Origin of the sequence: Corynebacterium faecale (genome assembly GCF_030408735.1) — a bacterium.
Taxonomy (GTDB): Bacteria; Actinomycetota; Actinomycetes; order Mycobacteriales; family Mycobacteriaceae; genus Corynebacterium; species Corynebacterium faecale.
Window position 1 is genome coordinate 1,792,226 of the sequence record NZ_CP047204.1, and the last position, 16,842, is coordinate 1,809,067.

A 16,842-nucleotide genomic window follows, 5' to 3' on the forward strand; every position below is an offset into this window, starting at 1 on the left:
ACTTCACCTATTGGCCTATAGATATATTTCCGGACAGAAACGGCAGATACCCCCATAGATACCCCCTGCCCTAGCTGGGTAAATAGGAGTGAAACACGCTAAATAGATTTCGATATGGACTCAATCACAGAAAACGAACCACATGACCCAACATTGCCTTATGCTACCCCTATGACGCAGACCACAAATCATCCGATGATCAAGATGGCGGGAGTGCAGAAATTTTTCGATGACTTCCAGGCCTTGACGGACATTAACCTGGAGGTCCCGGCTGGCCAGGTTGTTGTTGTGTTGGGTCCGTCCGGGTCCGGAAAGTCAACCCTGTGCCGCACCATCAACCGCCTCGAGACCATCGAGGAGGGCACAATTGAAATTGACGGCCAGCTTCTTCCAGAGGAAGGCAAGGGCCTGGCCAAACTCCGGGCGGATGTGGGAATGGTTTTCCAGTCCTTCAACCTCTTTCCCCATCTGACAATCAAGGACAATGTCACCCTTGGGCCGATCAAGGTCCGGAAGATGAAAAAGTCCGAGGCTTCTGATCTGGCGATGAAATTGTTGGAACGCGTCGGTATCGCAAATCAGGCCGAAAAATACCCGGCTCAGCTCTCGGGTGGTCAGCAACAACGTGTGGCCATCGCCCGCGCGCTGGCGATGAACCCAAAGATCATGCTTTTCGACGAACCGACCTCCGCCCTCGACCCCGAAATGGTCAATGAAGTCCTTGACGTCATGGCGAGTCTGGCCAAGGAAGGCATGACCATGGTGTGCGTGACCCACGAGATGGGCTTCGCACGCAGAGCAGCAGACCGGGTTCTGTTCATGTCCGACGGAGCCATCGTTGAAGACACCGACCCGGATTCCTTCTTCACCAATCCACAGACCGACCGCGCGAAGGACTTCCTGGGCAAGATCCTCGCCCACTAGATTCGCGCACCACATCACCACATATCCCCCGCTGGCTGAAATCAGCATTCAAGAGCCCTAGGAGCAACCATGTCCACAAAGCGCATGTTCACTCGTATCGCAGCACTTGCCAGTGCAGCTGCCCTCACCGGCGTCACACTCACCGCATGTGGCGAATCCAGCGGTGGAGACGGCCTTCTCGCAGCCATTGAAGATGGCTCCGTCACCATCGGAACCAAGTATGATCAGCCCGGTCTCGGACTCCGTAATCCGGACAACTCCATGACCGGACTCGACGTTGATGTAGCAGAGTATGTGGTCAACTCCATCGCTGATGACAACGGCTGGGACCACCCCTCCGTGGACTGGCGTGAAACCCCATCCGCACAGCGTGAGACCCTCATCCAGAATGGCGAGGTGGATATGATCGCCGCCACCTACTCCATCAACCCGGGACGATCCGAGTCAGTCAACTTCGGTGGCCCCTACCTTTTGACCCACCAGGCTCTCCTGGTGCGCCAGGACGATGACCGCATTGAAACCCTGGAGGACCTTGAGGACGGCCTCATCCTCTGCTCCGTCACCGGCTCCACCCCGGCCCAGAAGGTCAAGGATGTCCTCCCCGGAGTCCAGCTCCAGGAATATGACACCTACTCCTCCTGTGTGGAAGCACTCAGCCAGGGCAATGTGGATGCAATGACCACCGACGCCACCATCCTCTTCGGCTACGCGCAGCAGCGTGAAGGTGAATTCCGCGTGGTGGAGATGGAGCAGGACGGTGAGCCATTCACCAACGAGTACTACGGCATCGGCATCACCAAGGACGATGCGGAAGCAACCGACGCCATCAACGCCGCACTTGAGCGCATGTACGCCGATGGTTCCTTCCAGCGCTTCCTCACTGACAACCTCGGCCAGGACTCCGTGGTTGTGGAAGAGGGCACCCCGGGTGATCTCTCCTTCCTGGACAGCTAACCCCTCAGGGTTAGAAGCCTGACAGCACAGCGTGGCGCTTCGACCCCCTCGGGGCGCCACGCTTTCTTTCTTGTTCAAGCCCTTCCATTCCTTATCAAGGAGAACTTCCACATGAGCACATTGTGGGCGGATCTGGGTCCGTCGCTTCTTCCAGCATTCTGGGTGACCATCAAACTCACCATCTATTCCGCCATCGGATCCATGATTCTGGGCACCATCCTCACCGCAATGAGGGTCTCACCCGTGAAGATTCTCCGCACCATGTCCACCGCCTACATCAACACGGTCCGCAACACCCCGCTGACCCTGGTGATCCTGTTCTGTTCCTTCGGTCTCTATCAGAACCTGGGACTGGCGCTCGCCTCCCGGGACAGCTCCACCTTCCTGATGGATAACAACTTCCGTCTCGCGGTCCTGGGATTCATTCTCTACACGTCCACGTTCGTGGCGGAATCACTACGTTCCGGAATCAACACCGTCCACTTCGGACAAGCTGAGGCAGCCCGTTCCATCGGACTCGGATTCTCCGATATCTTCCGGTCCATCATCTTTCCCCAGGCGCTTCGAGCGGCCATTGTCCCACTCGGAAACACCCTCATCGCACTGACCAAGAACACCACCATCGCCTCGGTCATCGGTGTGGGCGAAGCCTCCCTGTTGATGAAGTCCACCATTGAAAATCATGCCAACATGCTCTTCCTCGTGTTCGCGATCTTCGCGGTCGGCTTCATGATCCTCACCCTCCCCATGGGCCTCGGCCTGGGTAAGCTCGCTGAGAAAATGGCGGTGAAGAAATAATGTCATCTTCAGTACGCGCAACAGTCCTCTACGATGCCCCCGGCCCCAAGGGACGCCGCTTCAACCTGATCATCACCGCCGCGGCCACGCTGGTCGCCCTCATCGTCATCTTCTGGGCGGGACGGATCCTCTACGATAACGGCCAGCTCGACGGCGACAAGTGGAGCCCCTTCCTTGATTCGCAGACCTGGACCACCTACCTGCTCCCCGGCCTCTGGGGAACGCTGAAGTCCGCCGTCGCCTCAGTGCTCCTCGCACTGGTCATGGGAACACTGCTGGGACTGGGACGAATCTCTGAGATCGCCCTTCTCCGTTGGTTCTGTGCCATCATCATCGAAACCTTCCGCGCCATCCCGGTGCTGATCCTGATGATCTTCGCCTACCAGCTCTTCGCCCGTTATCAACTGGTTCCCTCCAGTCAGCTGGCATTCGCCGCCGTCGTCTTCGGACTGACCATGTACAACGGTTCGGTCATCGCAGAGATCCTCCGTTCCGGCATCGCCTCACTCCCCCGCGGACAGCGGGAAGCCGCCATCGCCCTGGGGCTGTCCTCGCGACAGACCACCTGGTCGATCCTGCTCCCCCAGGCCGTTGCAGCCATGCTGCCGGCTCTGATCGCCCAGATGGTCATTGCGCTGAAGGACTCCGCACTCGGCTACCAGATCGGCTACATCGAGGTTGTCCGTTCCGGTATCCAGTCCGCATCCGTCAACCGCAACTACCTCGCTGCACTGGTTGTCGTGGCGATCATCATGATCATCATCAACTTCGGCCTGACCGCACTCGCCCAGCGTATTGAACGCCAGCTGCGTGCCGGACGAGCCCGGAAGAACATCGTGGCCAAGGTTCCTGAGCAACCTGACCAGGGCCTTGACACCAAGGACAACGTCAACGTTGATTGGCGCGACCCTGATTACAAGGAGGTCAAGCACCCGGGACCCCCGGTCTGATCCCCTTTCAAAACTGAACACAACCCGGTTGGACGCACCCATATTGCATGGGTACGACCAACCGGGTTGTTTCTTAATTTCAGACCGACTCTCATCTACGAGGGATCTACCCGTGGGGGCAGGATCAGTTTGCTGGCTGAATCTCACTCTCAGTAACCCATTTATGATTGGTCATGGTCATGGTCATGTCGTCGGTGGTCAGGTCCACCATGTAGACAGTTTCATCCGTTGAGTAGTCGATGCTGGCGGTGGCACCCTTCATCCCTGACATGTGTTCTGCATCGATGACCACTTCGGCGCCGTCAGCCAGCGGTGCCTCGCCTGGATCCACCAGTTCCTCGTGGACCACCCAACGGTGATCGGTGATCGGGTCACCACCGTCAACCGGGGTGTAACTGACCGAATACGTGGTGGTGTCAAAAGCACCGGAGATTGTGGCTTGTGCTCCGTCCATGCCAGGCATGTGATCAGCCGTGAGAATGACCGCCGACCCGACCGGGTAGGTTGGATTGACGGCTTCCACGATGCCTTCGGGAGCTGGACCACCGTCTTCTGGATGATCCATGTGATGTCCACCGTCATCTGTGGATGCTGTCGTGGTGGCGACGGAGTCGGTGCCCTCGGAATCACTGGTGTCGTCGCTACAGGCGCTCAGCACAAGGGTTGATGTCAATGCGAGGGCCGCAATGGTGATGGTGCGTTTCATGATCGTTCCTTTCAAGGAATAGTGATAGAACTGGGGGCCGAGTGACCAGGATGGTCAATATTCGTTAGGGGGATGTCGACCCACTGGATCTTCTCCTTCTACTTGCCAGGAGCCAGATGAGCAGGATCAAGGTTGATCCGGCGCAGTAGCTGGGCGTTTAAGGCAACCACGATGGTCGAGGCTGACATCAGGATCGCGCCAACTGCCGGGGAGAGCACAAACCCAATCGGGGCGAGTACTCCGGCAGCTAAGGGAACGGCGAGGATGTTATATCCAGAAGCCCAGATCAGGTTCTGGACCATCTTGGCGTAGCTGGCCTTGGAGAGTTCGATCATCGATAGGACTGCTCGGGGATCGTCACTGGCAAGCACCACCCCGGCAGATTCCATGGCCACATCGGTGCCGGCACCGATGGCGATGCCCACCTCTGCCCGGGCCAGGGCAGGCGCGTCATTGACGCCGTCACCGACCATCGCCACACGCAGTCCACGGTCCTGAAGCTCCGCGACCTTGGTGTCCTTGTCCTGAGGAAGGACCTCGGCGAAGACCTCATCAATGCCCAGATCCCTGCCGACGGCGTTAGCGACCTGGCTGGCATCACCGGTGATCAGCGCAACCTTGACACCTCGTGCCTGCAACGCCTGTACGGCGGCGCGGGACTCGGGACGGATCTTGTCCTCGACCGCGAGTGCTCCGATGATCTGTTCGTCCCGGACGACATGCAGCACACCAGCACCGCGCTGTTCCCAGGATTCAATCTGTTCATCCAATTCGCCGGGGATGGTGAGATTGAATTCTCGCAACATGTTGGGTCCGCCGACGAGGATTTCAGTACCGTCGACAAGCGCTCGGACTCCGCGGCCGGTGGCCGCGGTGAAACCGGTTGCGCGCATCGGCTGGCCGGAGGCTTCTTCGTGTTCGCTGGCAGCGGAGACGATGGCCCTGGCCACGGGGTGTTCACTATCAGCCTCAGCTGCAGCGGCCAAAGCCAGCAGCTGGCCTTCCGAGGTACCTGTTGCAGGTGCCACGCCGGTGACAGCGTGGGCACCTTCAGTCAAGGTACCTGTTTTATCAAAAAGCACGATATCGATGGTGCGCATGCGCTCCAGCGCCATCCGGTCCTTGATCAGCACACCGGACTTGGCTGCGCGTTCCGTGGAGATGGCGATGACCAGCGGGATAGCCAGGCCTAGTGCATGCGGGCAGGCAATGACCAGCACCGTCACAGTCCGGATCACGGCGTCATCCGGGCTGCCGACAATCGACCAGACCACCGCGGTGATCAGTGCTGCGATCAGCGCGAACCAGAACAATAATGCAGCAGCCCGGTCAGCCAGTGCCTGGGCGCGGGAGGAGGATTCCTGGGCATCAGCGACCATACGCTGGATCCCCGCCAGTGCCGTGTCGGTACCGACCGCCTCAACGCGGACGCGCACGGAGTTGTCGGTGGCCACAGTTCCGGCGACCACATGCGCGCCGACATCACGAAACACGGGGCGGGATTCGCCGGTGATCATTGCTTCGTCGAACTCGGCGGAACCGTCGATCACGGTTCCATCCGCGGGCACGCGACCACCAGCGCGTACCAGAACAACATCATCCACAGACAATTCGGCGATGGGCACGGTCCTGGTGGTATCGCCGTCGATCTTCTCCGCTTCGTCGGGTAGAAGAGCCGCCAGGGCGTCAAGTGCGGAGGATGCTGAGCCCAAGGCCCGCATTTCCATCCAGTGGCCCAGCAACATGATGGTCACCAGCAGCGCCAGTTCCCACCAGAAATCCAGATAGAACCCGCCAATCCCTAAGGTGGTCACCCAGGACGCGACGAATGCCACGGTGATGGCCATGGCGATCAGCAGCATCATGCCTGGTTGGCGGGATTTCAGCTCGGCGACCCCGCCTTTGAGAAACGGGGCTCCGCCGTAGATGAAGATGATGGTTCCCAGTATCGGGGCGATCCAGGTGGCACCCGGAAACTCGGGGATCTGGTAACCGATGATATCGGCGAACATCGGGCTGAAGAACACGACCGGCACGGAGAGAATCAGCGTCCACCAGAATTTATCTCTGAACATCGCAACGCTGTGGCCGGCGTGGTCACCGTGGCCGTGGACATGGTGATCATCGTCGTGATCATGGCCGGCATCGTCGCTATGCCCGTGGCCGTGGTGCTCGTCGATTGCGGAGTGGGGGTGATCCTGGGGCATGGCCTGGCCGTGGGTGGCAGCATCGTCGTGCTGTTCATGTCCGGTGTGATCACCGTGATGATGTGGGGTACTCATGAAACTCCTGTCTTTCTCTGGGGGTGGTCGGATCAGGAAGGGGCGATGGCATAGCCGGCTTGTTCAATGGCCTGTGTGATGGTTTTCCGGGATGCGGTTCCGGTCACGGTGATCGTGGAGACACCACCCTTGATCAGTTCACTATCAACCGAAGTGACCTGGGGCACCTCCCAGAGGGCGGCGGTGACAGTGTTGACACACCCGGTGCAGGACAAACCAGATACTCGATATCGGGTCATGGATTCAGCGGCCGCCTCATTTCTGGGGGCAGAAGCTGCATCCGATCCGGCAGGACCGCAGCACCCGCAGCCAGTGGGCTGGGTGGAGGTCAATGGCAGCAGGGTGGTCATTTTCAAGCTCCTGATAAGAGTGGGCTGGGGAGGTTCTCACCTACCACCATATACCCCCCTGGGGTATAAAAGCTAGGGGTTGGGCCTCGAGGTACCTTGCGGATGCCCGCCGACGGCGGGGATGCTTGTCGACGGTGTGGAAAGCGGGAGGCGGATCGTCAGCGTCGTCCCGAATCCCGATCCCGCCGATGAAGCGGTGAGGGTTCCACCGTGGGCTTCGACCAGTGCCTTGGAGATCGTCAGACCAATCCCAGAACCACCGTGATCCCTGTTTCGGGCAGCATCACCCCGGTAAAATCTTTCGAAGATGTGCCCCAGCTGGTCGCTGGTCAACCCTTCCCCGTTATCCGCTACATCAATCAACACCGTTCCTGCACCTTGTCGACGTGCGCTGATAGTGACCTGCCCACCAGCAGGGGTATGGCGCAACGCATTGGAGAGCAGATTCCCCATGACCTGGCCGAATCGCTGGCGGTCTACAAATATCGACACCGGAGTGGTGACAGGAACCGCCTGCAGGCTTACCCCTTTCGTTGCATACGCCTCCTGAGCCGCAGTGGCACTCGAGTGAATCAGTTCACCCAGCGGCAGTTCGGTACTGTCCAGTTCGATGCGGTCTTCCTGGGCGCGGGAGACGTCATCGAGGTCCTCAATCAACCGGGTCAGTCGCTGAAGCTGTTCAGACATCACCGTCTGAGTCTCCGGGCTCCACTCGACAATCTCATCCTGCAGACCGTCAAGGTAAACCGTGAGCACAGACACGGGAGTGCCCATTTCATGCGCAAGGTCAGATAACAACTGGCGTCGCACCTCTTCGGTGTGTGCCAAGCGATCAGCCATCGTATTGAACGCCACGGCCAGTGTCGTCACCTCTGGACCCGCATCACCGGTGGGCACCTTCACGTCATAGTTTCCTCCGGCGACCGCAGTCGCAGCCCTGGTCAGACCACGCAGGGGTGTCTGGATCTTCCGGGCAAGCCAGAAGCTGGCCAACAGCGCAGACCCGAATGCAATCGGGACCGCCACAGCCAGGGTGATCAACCCCGCATCCTGATATGCCTGCTCAACATGGCGCAGCTCATCCGCGCGATCAGCCATCAAAAGGTGATCATGGAACAACGGTGGGCCCACCAGCGATGCCACAGCCACTGCGGACAACAGGCTGATGACCACAACCACAGCCTGGGCCACAAGAAACCGGAGGGTCAGATTCGCTCCCTGGGTCATGACCGCGCCATTCGGTAGCCAACTCCACGGACGGTATCGATATATCCCTGGCCGGTGCCATCAACATCCAGCTTGCGGCGCACATTGCCGATATGGACATCAATGATGCGTTCATCCCCTATCCAGGAGGTATCCCAGACATCAGTGATGAGTTCCTGCCGGGTGAGAACCTGACCTGGATTGGTGGCCAGGGCTGACAGAATCGCAAACTCCGTGCGGGTGAGAGCGACCTGGGAACCACTGACCCGTGCCTCATGAGCCTGCGAATCCACCACGAGTTCCCCGAACACCCTGACAGAACTCATCCCGGTTCCACTGGTGGAGACACGTGGGCGCCGGAGCACCGCCCGGATGCGGGTAACCAGCTCACGGATGCTGAAGGGCTTTGTGATGTAATCATCAGCACCCGTGGTCAACCCCGCTATTTTGTCATCCTCATTGCTTCGCGCAGTGAGCATGAGAATATAACAATCCGAGAATTCCCTGATCCGCCTGCAGACCTCCATTCCATCCAGGCCGGGCAGCCCCAGATCGAGCACCACCACATCCGGCGCCCATTCACGCGCCAGCTCCACCGCATGGAGACCGTTATGGGCCTGGGTGGCCTCAAAACCTGCCCGCACCAGATAACTCTCAATCATCTGGGCCAGGGCTTGTTCATCATCTACGACCAACACCCTTCCGACCGAGTCCTGGGGTGTCTTTGTGTACTCACTCATGGCTCCCAGTATCACCCCGGCACCTGCCCATTTAGGCCCCGGACAACACTGATGAGCTGAATCTTTGCCAAATCTTTAAATATGGCAGGCCGGGGTTGCGGCTTGTGGCCTCTCCCCTCCGACTGACTCAAGGCCGCCTGGACCAGGAAAAGTGCTCCCACCATTGAGTCAGCGGCCACTCCACCGCATCACCAGTGTCTGCGCACAATTCAGTTGCTGCCCGGACGTGAGATGCGTAGGTGACCCCGGCCACTACCCAGCGTAGATATTTCCTCATTTCTACACGCTGAGCAGGGTTTTTAATTTTCCTCCCGGTGAAGATGCATGTTAAAAAGACCATGTACCTCCGCCATGTCGACGGTGGTGTGAAACCTCGTTCTTAGGAGATTTTGAGATGAAACGCGCTGCGATCGTTCTTGCTGCCATCAGCCTCGGCTTGGCGGGATGTGCAACAACCGAATCCGACTCCGCGGTGGCTGGGCAGGTAGGTGGGCAGGATCTTCTGGTTTCCCAAGGCCTGGCCGGAATGGACGCCCGGGAAATCATTGAGGAACTTGATCAACAGGCTCTCGCCGATCGTCCCACTGATTTCATCGCCTCGGTACGCACCGATCAACTCATCCTCTCGGATCAGTCCCGGGAAATGGCCCTGGATTTACCGGAGAATCTGACCTACATATCCATAGCCCCCTACCTGAACCAGACACATGACTGCTTCTATCACAGCCTGACCACCTGCCAGGGTGAACTCGGCAATGAACGGGTCCACGTGAAGATCACAGATGAGGCCTCCGGAGAGGTTCTGGTCAATGAGGAGACAACCACATTCGACAACGGGTTCGTCGGCTTCTGGCTCCCGGATGATGCCGAAGGAATCATTGAAGTAAACCACCAGGGATCTACCGGAACTGTTGACTTCAGCACCACCGACGACGGTGCCACCTGTGTGACCAACCTGCGTCTGACCTGATGAATCCCAGGATGAGGAGCATCCTCATCCCCAAAGGCTTATTACCCAGCATGAACATAACCGGTGCCCTCATCGCCCCTTGGGAAACCCCGAACACCGGTCATCTTTACCTGCCATCCCATAATGAGGAGTGCCTGATCCATGTCGAGAGTTCGCCCCGGTGTCATCACCGCAGCACTGGCGGTGCTCACCACCCTGACGCTGACAGCGTGTACTTCCGGAGAGGCAGCACAGAATGCTGTCGCCCTCGGAGGCACATTCCAGTTTCACTCCCCCGGTGGGCAGACCGAGATCTTCTACACCGAGGAGCAACGCGCACCACTGCCGAACTTCTCCGGACAATCTCTCATGGAAGACGGCAAACAGATCAATCTGTCAGATTTTGAGGGCGAGGTTGTTGTCCTCAACGCCTGGGGACAATGGTGTGCGCCCTGCCGCGCAGAAGTTGATGATCTCCAGATCGCCCAGGACACTCTCGAGCCACTCGGTGGCACCGTGCTGGGCATCAACGTCCGTGACTATAACCAGACCATCGCCCAGGATTTTATCCTCGACAACGGCGTAACCTACCCCTCGATCTATGACCCACCCTTCCGCACCGCTGCGTCTTTGGGTGGAGTACCGACTTCTGTGGTCCCGACAACGATCATTCTGGACCGGGAACACCGCCCCGCTGCGGTGTTCCTCCGTGAAGTCGATGCCGATGACATCCTTGACGTTGCACTACCACTAACTGAAGAGGCACCTCAATCATGACCATTGATGTGATGGCCCAGTTATCCATCGGTCAGCAGTTCGCCGATGTTGCAGCCTCTGGTCCCCTGCTTCTCGGAATCTTTGCTGCTGCAGCCGCCGGTCTCATTTCCTTTGCTTCCCCCTGTGTAGTTCCCCTCGTGCCCGGTTACATGTCCTACCTGGCCAGTGTGGTGGGAGGTGAGGTGGAATACGACTCCCAATACGGTTCCGTGGTGACGAAGAAGCGCCAATGGGCAGTGGCCGGCGCAGCAGGTCTTTTCATCCTCGGCTTCACTGTCGTTTTTGTGCTGGCCACCGTCACCGTTTTCGGAGCAATCAGCCTGCTCACCCTCAATGCCGACACTCTCATGCGCATTGGCGGAGTGATCACCATCCTCATGGGCCTAGCTTTCATGGGGATGGTCCCCGCCCTGCAACGCGACACCAGGATGGCCCCGAAGAAATGGTCCACCTGGCTCGGTGCGCCCCTACTCGGAGGGGTCTTCGCATTGGGATGGACACCATGCCTGGGACCAACGCTTGCCGCAATCATCTCTGTTTCAGCCGGCACCGAAGGGATGACCGCCGCGCGCGGTGTCATTCTCATCATCGGTTACTGCCTGGGATTGGGCCTGCCCTTCCTGCTCATGGCATTCGGCTCCGCCAAGGCGATGCGCACCTTTGGTTGGTTAGGGAAACACTCCCGCAAGATCCAACTCTTCGGTGGAGCACTGATGGTTCTGGTCGGTGTCGCACTGGCCAGCGGAGCGTGGGCCCACTTCATCAACTGGGTTCGCCAGTGGACCGTGGAGTACGGCGCCACCCTGATCTGATCCACGGAATCAGTGGCAGTCCAGGCGATACCACCACATCTGACATCTATATCAACCATCTCGTCCGGTCGGGCTGGAAACTCTGAAGAGGATCAATCATGATTACCCTGATACGCACCTTCTGGACGTATCTCAAAAAGGCTTGGCGATGGTTGACCAGCATGCGCACCGCGCTGGCCCTGCTGTTCATCCTGGCTATCGCGGCAATTCCCGGTACTGTGCTGCCCCAGCGCAGCCTCAATGCAGGAAATGTCGCAGATTACATCGCCAACAACGGTCGAATCGCTGAATTCTACGATCAACTCCAACTCTTCGACGTTTTCGAATCAACCTGGTTCAATTCAATTTTCATGCTCCTGACGATTTCTCTCATCGGTTGCATCCTGCCCCGCTCCTGGGAGCACTACAAGGCGCTGAAAACTCCGCCGACCCGCGCTCCGAAGCGTCTTGAACGGCTCCCATTTCATGCGAGGGGCACCGTCGACAAGCCACTGGAACACGTCACGCATGATGCACACCAGCTGCTCAAACGGTGGAAAGTGTCCGAGTACCAGCCCGACCAGGATCGGGCCGGTAAATTCTCCCTCTCCGCGGAACGTGGGTACGCCCGGGAACTGGCGAACCTCGTGTTTCACCTCAGCCTCGTGGGCATGCTCGCAACGATCGCTGCCGGCCGGATGGTCTACTACGAGGGCATGGTCATCATTGTCACCGAATCAGGTAACTACGACACCCCACCTGTTGAACAGAGCACCGAGTTCTGTAATACCTCCACCGCCAACTTCGACTCCTTCCGGGCAGGTCCCGTTTTCGATGGGACAGGATTGAATACCTTCTGCTTTGACGCCCATGATTTTTCTGCAGACTACCTTCGCAACGGCCAGGCGGAGATGTTCACCTCCAATATCTCCTATGCCGTGGGCGAGGATATTCACCGATCTAAGGAGGAGTGGACGGATTATCAACTACAGGTAAACCATCCTCTGCGGCTGGCCGGTGACCGCGTGTATCTGATGGGACACGGGTACGCCCCAACGTTCACCGTGACCTGGCCCAACGGAGAAACCCGTACTCAAACCATCCAGTTCGGACCCGACGACCCGACATTCTTCCTCTCATCTGGGGTGATGCGATTTGATCCACCGGCTGGAATGTATCCCGAAATCTACGAGCGCCGCCAGCACCAGATTGCACTCCAAGGTCTCTTTGCCCCCACTGCGGCATGGGGTGGGGACAGCGGTGAATTACTGACATCAGCCTTCCCTGCCATGCGTGATCCCGCGGTGGCCATTGATATCTACCGTGGAGATGCCGGCCTGGATACCGGGCGCGCCCAGTCCATCTTTGAACTCGACCCCACGCTGATCGCCAGCGGGCAGTTACAGAAGATAGAACGAGTAAATCTTGAACAGGGCGATGATGTCACGCTTGATGACGGAACCACCATCAGGTTCGACGGAGCCAGTGAATTTGCCAACTTCCAGATCAGCTACGACCCCTTCCAACCGTGGGTACTGGTGACCACAGGGGTCATGCTCATCTCGTTGGTCAGCTCCCTGTTGATCAAGCGTCGTCGTGTCTGGATTCGACTCCACCCCGGTCCCACGGACAACACCACCACCGTGGAGATCGCCGGCCTGGCGCGAACCGATAACGCCGGTGGAGGACAGGAGTTCGAGAAACTCCACCGCGCACTATTCAACCTGCCCGACCCCGATGATGTGGCGGAACAAACCGAGGATGACTCCTGGTTTGCCCAGTCTGGGTTGAAAAACTGATCCCTCATCTATCCACCGAGAACGGCGCACTCTCTCATGACTTGAACCGCCCTTGACCTTCCCGTAGCTCCACATCCGATGTTCTGCAAAAGGAATCCACATCCCCATGCCGGTTAATCAAACCTTGTCCACATTCTCTGACACCGCCTTCCAGACAGCGTTCGTCATCTATCTCCTCGCACTGGTGCTCGCACTGATCTACTACGTGAAGCTCCAGGGAGTCATCGATGCCCACCGTGCACGTGAAAAGGCCACGACCAGAACACTGGTCTCCACCGCTGGCGACAACCATGAGGTGGAGACGGCCAGCGGTATGAACGTCGAGGCCCTCAGCGAAGAAGAATTCACCAGGAAGAAGAACGCCACCGACAAGTTCGGTGGCATGACCCAGGGACTGGTATACCTCGGGGCTATCGTTCACCTGGTTTCGGTGATCCTTCGTGGACTGGCCACCGACCGCTTCCCACTGGGAAATATGTACGAGTACATCTCCATGATCTCTATGCTGTCAGTGATCACCGCAGCGATTGTGATCCAGCGCAAGGAATGGCGCAGTTTTTGGCCGTGGTTGCTGCTTCCCATCCTTGTACTGCTCTTCTTCGGTGGCACCAACCTGTACTCGGTGTCGGCACCAGTGGTCCCGGCACTACAGTCCTACTGGCTTCCCATCCATGTCTCCACAGTCTCACTCGGTGCGGCGATCGGCATGGTCTCCGGTATCGCGTCTCTTCTGTATCTCCTGCGGATCAAACAGCCACAGGGCAAAGAGCGCGGTTTCTTCGGCGCGGTGGCGAAACCCCTGCCCCATGCGCAGAAACTTGACGGGTTGGCGTATAAATCAGCCATCATCACTCTGCCGGTTCTCGGCCTGGGTATTGTTCTCGGGGCGATCTGGGCAGAAGCTGCCTGGGGCCGCTTCTGGGGTTGGGACCCGAAGGAAACAGCCTCCTTCATCTCCTGGATCCTGTACGCCGCCTATCTGCATGCACGGGCCACGGCAGGTTGGCGTGACCACAAGGCTGCGTGGATCAATATCCTGGCGCTAGCTGTGATGATCTTCAACCTGTTCTTCATCAACCTGGTCGTGTCTGGCCTGCATTCCTACGCTGGACTGAACTAACCCGAGCCCTGTCAACGACCAGTCATCGAGCACGAAGTGCCGTGGCATTGGGCTCAGTGGGTAGGTTGCGTAGAACGGTTGTGGAGGATCTACCCGGTGGATGCACCATAGAGGGGATTCAGGTTTTTCAGGAGGATTTCAGCTCCTCAAGACGCTCATCCAGGGCCTCCCGTGACAGTTCCATGGACAGGGCTGAGGGAAAACCACGACGCGCGAGAGCACCGACGACGCGTCGCAGAGCTTTGTCATATTCCGCACGGTCTGCTGGGATCCGGGTTTCACTGCGGGCTTTCTTCTGGGCGACGACTCGCGCTGTTTCGCGTTCATCATCGGCATCAATTTGTTCGAGGGCGACCATGCGAGTGTGCGAATCAACACCCTTGTCCTGAAGCTCCCGGTCAAGGGCGCGTGCGGATTTCCCTCTGCGCTGGGCACGCTGGCGGACCCACTCCCGGGCAAAGTCCTCATCATCCAGGAGTTTGGCCCGGGTGAGATCCGCGATAACTTCATCGATGACAACTGGATCGAACTCGAGGGACGTGAGTCGCTGTCGGAGCTCCGCCTTGGAACGGGCCCGTTGGTCCAAGAGCAATAAAGCGCGCCGGCGGACTTCCGCCTTCTTCTCCTCCGCTTCATGGTCGAAGAGTGAACCACCCTCACCAGCCTCCTGCCGCTTGGTGAACTCCTCCAGCGCAGATCGGAGCTTCTCGAGTTTTTCAGCCTGGCTGGCTACTGCCGTCTTGGCTGCGGTGGTTTTCTGGTGGTTGTTCATCAACGACTGCACTTCCGGTGTCACATGAATAGGTGAAAAGGGCGGCACATCAGGATGAGAATCTTCCGATGCGCCGCCATTCAGATAAAGGTCAGTTCAACGCTGACCGCTGAGATTCTATTTCTCAGCTGCTCCGACAACCTCATCGGCTTCTTCATCATCAAAATCAACATTCGGGATCAGCTCCACCGGATCGTCGGTGAGCTCGTCCGCAACGTTGGCAAATTTTCCGACACCGAGTTTGCGGAAGATCTTCTCCTCGATCTCATCCGTCAGTTCCTGATTCTCCTTGAGGAACAGTCGGGATTTTTCTTTACCCTGTCCGAGTTGGTCGCCTTCATAGGTAAACCAAGAGCCCGACTTTTTCACAATGCCGTTGTCCACTGCCAGGTCAATAACGGAGGATTCACGTGAGATTCCCTCGCCGTACATGATGTCGAACTCAGCGATCTTGAACGGTGGAGACACTTTATTCTTGACCACCTTGACGCGGGTGCGGTTACCGATCGCATCCTGTCCGTCCTTGAGGGTCTGGATACGACGGACATCGAGACGGATGGAGGCATAGAACTTCAGTGCCTTACCGCCAGTGGTGGTCTCGGGAGAGCCGAACATCACGCCGATCTTCTCACGCAGCTGGTTAATGAAGATCGCAGTCGTACCGGAGTTGTACAGTGCTCCGGTCATCTTGCGGAGCGCCTGGGACATCAGGCGAGCCTGGAGGCCGACGTGACTATCGCCCATCTCACCCTCAATCTCAGCCTTGGGGGTCAGGGCTGCCACAGAGTCAATGACGATGATATCGATGGCCCCGGAACGGACGAGCATATCGGCGATCTCCAGTGCCTGCTCACCGGTGTCTGGCTGAGAGACCAGCAACGCATCGGTATCAACACCGAGTTTGCGGGCATAATCAGGATCCAGGGCGTGCTCGGCATCGATGAATGCTGCAATACCGCCGGCTTTCTGTGCCTGCGCAATTGCGTGGAGTGCAACGGTGGTTTTACCGGAGGACTCTGGACCATAAACCTCGACGACGCGGCCGCGCGGGAACCCACCGATGCCGAGAGCAATATCAATGGCGGTGTTGCCGGAGGAGATGACCTGGATGGGCGGACGGTTCTCATCCCCCAGGCGCATCACGGCGCCCTTGCCGAAGTCTTTCTCAATAAGTGCGAGGGCAGCGTCAAGTGCCTTCTGACGATCATCGCCCTTGGAGGCGGCCTTGGTTGTCTTTTTCGGTGCCATTTTTTAGTCCTATCCGTTTTAGATCTGTTTTCATGATGTGGTGCCCGACGCCGCCCTTTAGTGGGAGGATTCCGGACGGATCTACTCTGTTAGACCCCGCGAACCAGGAATGGGGTCCCAGCCTGCCCCAAGTTTCTTAACCTGTGGGGGAAATCCTAGAACATGGCGTGGATCGGAATAGCATGATCCACACCTTACACGCACAACTGTTCGAACTCGAATTTTCTTTACACCTTGACAGCGCCCACCTAAGCGCGTGGGTCATCCTTGCCCAGTCGACGCTCCTCGGGCACTTCAAAGTCATCACAGAGCCGTATCCATACATCCCGGAGATCTTCACCTGATTCCACTGCGTCGTCCACAGTCTTGCCGAAAGATCCAAGAACATGGGAATGTGCGATCCATTCCCCCTTAACCTGCCCGAACTCATCCTCGATCAACTGCCGAAACTCCGATAAACGCATGGGGACGATAGT

17 protein-coding genes are annotated in these 16,842 nt (G+C 58.1%); 9 read left to right on the forward strand and 8 right to left on the reverse strand.

Annotated elements, in window-relative coordinates; all coding sequences use genetic code 11:
• Positions 1-195: 195 nt before the first annotated feature.
• The 4 genes from gluA (at position 196) to CFAEC_RS08200 (ending at position 3,626) form a co-directional block, all read left to right on the forward strand.
• Positions 196-924, forward strand: a complete 729-nt coding sequence (gene gluA / locus CFAEC_RS08185) for a glutamate ABC transporter ATP-binding protein GluA (protein ID WP_290279848.1) — start codon at positions 196-198, stop codon at positions 922-924.
• A gap of 69 nt (positions 925-993) precedes the next feature.
• Positions 994-1,878, forward strand: a complete 885-nt coding sequence (gene gluB / locus CFAEC_RS08190) for a glutamate ABC transporter substrate-binding protein GluB (protein ID WP_290275856.1) — start codon at positions 994-996, stop codon at positions 1,876-1,878.
• A 111-nt stretch (positions 1,879-1,989) separates the two neighbouring features.
• The gene (gene gluC / locus CFAEC_RS08195; RefSeq protein ID WP_290275859.1) at positions 1,990-2,676 is read left to right on the forward strand and encodes a glutamate ABC transporter permease GluC; all 687 of its coding nucleotides are present in this window, start codon (positions 1,990-1,992) and stop codon (positions 2,674-2,676) included.
• Positions 2,676-3,626 carry an amino acid ABC transporter permease gene (locus CFAEC_RS08200; protein WP_435384223.1) on the forward strand — a complete coding sequence of 317 codons (951 nt, stop codon included), beginning with the start codon at positions 2,676-2,678 and terminating at the stop codon, positions 3,624-3,626. The genes gluC and CFAEC_RS08200 overlap by 1 nt, the downstream gene beginning before the upstream one ends.
• A 124-nt stretch (positions 3,627-3,750) precedes the next feature.
• Here the strand turns inward: CFAEC_RS08200 and CFAEC_RS08205 are convergent, their stop codons facing one another.
• The 5 genes from CFAEC_RS08205 to CFAEC_RS08225 all read right to left on the reverse strand — a co-directional run bounded on the left by CFAEC_RS08205 (position 3,751) and on the right by CFAEC_RS08225 (position 8,910).
• Positions 3,751-4,332, reverse strand: coding sequence for a YdhK family protein (locus CFAEC_RS08205; protein WP_290275860.1), 582 nt, complete (start codon positions 4,330-4,332; stop codon positions 3,751-3,753).
• A gap of 98 nt (positions 4,333-4,430) precedes the next feature.
• Entirely contained in the window at positions 4,431-6,614 is a 2,184-nt protein-coding gene (locus tag CFAEC_RS08210) for a copper-translocating P-type ATPase (protein ID WP_290275862.1), read from the reverse strand.
• A gap of 32 nt (positions 6,615-6,646) precedes the next feature.
• Positions 6,647-6,964, reverse strand: coding sequence for a heavy-metal-associated domain-containing protein (locus CFAEC_RS08215; RefSeq protein WP_290275863.1), 318 nt, complete (start codon positions 6,962-6,964; stop codon positions 6,647-6,649).
• A gap of 72 nt (positions 6,965-7,036) precedes the next feature.
• Positions 7,037-8,191 carry a sensor histidine kinase gene (locus CFAEC_RS08220; RefSeq protein WP_290275864.1) on the reverse strand — a complete coding sequence of 385 codons (1,155 nt, stop codon included), beginning with the start codon at positions 8,189-8,191 and terminating at the stop codon, positions 7,037-7,039.
• A complete protein-coding gene (locus CFAEC_RS08225) occupies positions 8,188-8,910 on the reverse strand; it encodes a response regulator transcription factor (protein WP_290275865.1) in 723 nt (240 codons plus the stop codon). The genes CFAEC_RS08220 and CFAEC_RS08225 overlap by 4 nt, the downstream gene beginning before the upstream one ends.
• 394 nt (positions 8,911-9,304) lie before the next feature.
• On the opposite strand from CFAEC_RS08225, the gene CFAEC_RS08230 reads away from it, so the two are divergent.
• The 5 genes from CFAEC_RS08230 to ccsB all read left to right on the forward strand — a co-directional run bounded on the left by CFAEC_RS08230 (position 9,305) and on the right by ccsB (position 14,346).
• Positions 9,305-9,880: a CueP family metal-binding protein gene (locus tag CFAEC_RS08230; RefSeq protein WP_290275867.1), complete on the forward strand. Its 576-nt coding sequence runs from the start codon at positions 9,305-9,307 to the stop codon at positions 9,878-9,880.
• A 141-nt stretch (positions 9,881-10,021) separates the two neighbouring features.
• Positions 10,022-10,636 (forward strand): TlpA family protein disulfide reductase, encoded by a 615-nt coding sequence (locus CFAEC_RS08235; protein WP_290275869.1) that lies wholly within the window; start codon positions 10,022-10,024, stop codon positions 10,634-10,636.
• Positions 10,633-11,448: a cytochrome c biogenesis CcdA family protein gene (locus CFAEC_RS08240; protein ID WP_290275871.1), complete on the forward strand. Its 816-nt coding sequence runs from the start codon at positions 10,633-10,635 to the stop codon at positions 11,446-11,448. Before CFAEC_RS08235 ends, CFAEC_RS08240 begins: the two co-directional genes overlap by 4 nt.
• 98 nt (positions 11,449-11,546) lie before the next feature.
• A complete protein-coding gene (locus CFAEC_RS08245) occupies positions 11,547-13,226 on the forward strand; it encodes a cytochrome c biogenesis protein ResB (protein ID WP_290275872.1) in 1,680 nt (559 codons plus the stop codon).
• Between the two features lie 106 nt (positions 13,227-13,332).
• A complete protein-coding gene (gene ccsB / locus CFAEC_RS08250) occupies positions 13,333-14,346 on the forward strand; it encodes a c-type cytochrome biogenesis protein CcsB (RefSeq protein WP_290275874.1) in 1,014 nt (337 codons plus the stop codon).
• Between the two features lie 127 nt (positions 14,347-14,473).
• Here ccsB and recX read toward each other — a convergent pair whose 3' ends face one another.
• The 3 genes from recX to CFAEC_RS08265 all read right to left on the reverse strand — a co-directional run bounded on the left by recX (position 14,474) and on the right by CFAEC_RS08265 (position 16,830).
• Complete coding sequence (recX, locus tag CFAEC_RS08255; protein WP_290275876.1) at positions 14,474-15,118, reverse strand: recombination regulator RecX; 645 nt, start codon at positions 15,116-15,118, stop codon at positions 14,474-14,476.
• 117 nt (positions 15,119-15,235) lie between these two features.
• Positions 15,236-16,366 (reverse strand): recombinase RecA, encoded by a 1,131-nt coding sequence (gene recA, locus CFAEC_RS08260; protein ID WP_290275878.1) that lies wholly within the window; start codon positions 16,364-16,366, stop codon positions 15,236-15,238.
• Positions 16,367-16,614: 248 nt separating this feature from the next.
• Positions 16,615-16,830, reverse strand: coding sequence for a DUF3046 domain-containing protein (locus tag CFAEC_RS08265; RefSeq protein WP_290275879.1), 216 nt, complete (start codon positions 16,828-16,830; stop codon positions 16,615-16,617).
• Positions 16,831-16,842 lie beyond the last annotated feature (12 nt).

Bases quoted from the DNA above. Each gene is read 5' to 3' on its own strand.
- CFAEC_RS08220 (WP_290275864.1), bottom strand. From the start codon at position 8,191: ATGACCCAGGGAGCGAATCTGACCCTCCGGTTTCTTGTGGCCCAGGCT.
- gluA (WP_290279848.1), top strand. From the start codon at position 196: ATGATCAAGATGGCGGGAGTGCAGAAATTTTTCGATGACTTCCAGGCC.
- CFAEC_RS08240 (WP_290275871.1), top strand. From the start codon at position 10,633: ATGACCATTGATGTGATGGCCCAGTTATCCATCGGTCAGCAGTTCGCC.
- CFAEC_RS08225 (WP_290275865.1), bottom strand. From the start codon at position 8,910: ATGAGTGAGTACACAAAGACACCCCAGGACTCGGTCGGAAGGGTGTTG.
- CFAEC_RS08210 (WP_290275862.1), bottom strand. From the start codon at position 6,614: ATGAGTACCCCACATCATCACGGTGATCACACCGGACATGAACAGCAC.
- CFAEC_RS08200 (WP_435384223.1), top strand. From the start codon at position 2,676: ATGTCATCTTCAGTACGCGCAACAGTCCTCTACGATGCCCCCGGCCCC.
- CFAEC_RS08230 (WP_290275867.1), top strand. From the start codon at position 9,305: ATGAAACGCGCTGCGATCGTTCTTGCTGCCATCAGCCTCGGCTTGGCG.
- recX (WP_290275876.1), bottom strand. From the start codon at position 15,118: ATGAACAACCACCAGAAAACCACCGCAGCCAAGACGGCAGTAGCCAGC.
- recA (WP_290275878.1), bottom strand. From the start codon at position 16,366: ATGGCACCGAAAAAGACAACCAAGGCCGCCTCCAAGGGCGATGATCGT.
- gluB (WP_290275856.1), top strand. From the start codon at position 994: ATGTCCACAAAGCGCATGTTCACTCGTATCGCAGCACTTGCCAGTGCA.
- CFAEC_RS08235 (WP_290275869.1), top strand. From the start codon at position 10,022: ATGTCGAGAGTTCGCCCCGGTGTCATCACCGCAGCACTGGCGGTGCTC.
- CFAEC_RS08245 (WP_290275872.1), top strand. From the start codon at position 11,547: ATGATTACCCTGATACGCACCTTCTGGACGTATCTCAAAAAGGCTTGG.
- gluC (WP_290275859.1), top strand. From the start codon at position 1,990: ATGAGCACATTGTGGGCGGATCTGGGTCCGTCGCTTCTTCCAGCATTC.
- CFAEC_RS08215 (WP_290275863.1), bottom strand. From the start codon at position 6,964: ATGACCACCCTGCTGCCATTGACCTCCACCCAGCCCACTGGCTGCGGG.
- CFAEC_RS08205 (WP_290275860.1), bottom strand. From the start codon at position 4,332: ATGAAACGCACCATCACCATTGCGGCCCTCGCATTGACATCAACCCTT.
- ccsB (WP_290275874.1), top strand. From the start codon at position 13,333: ATGCCGGTTAATCAAACCTTGTCCACATTCTCTGACACCGCCTTCCAG.
- CFAEC_RS08265 (WP_290275879.1), bottom strand. From the start codon at position 16,830: ATGCGTTTATCGGAGTTTCGGCAGTTGATCGAGGATGAGTTCGGGCAG.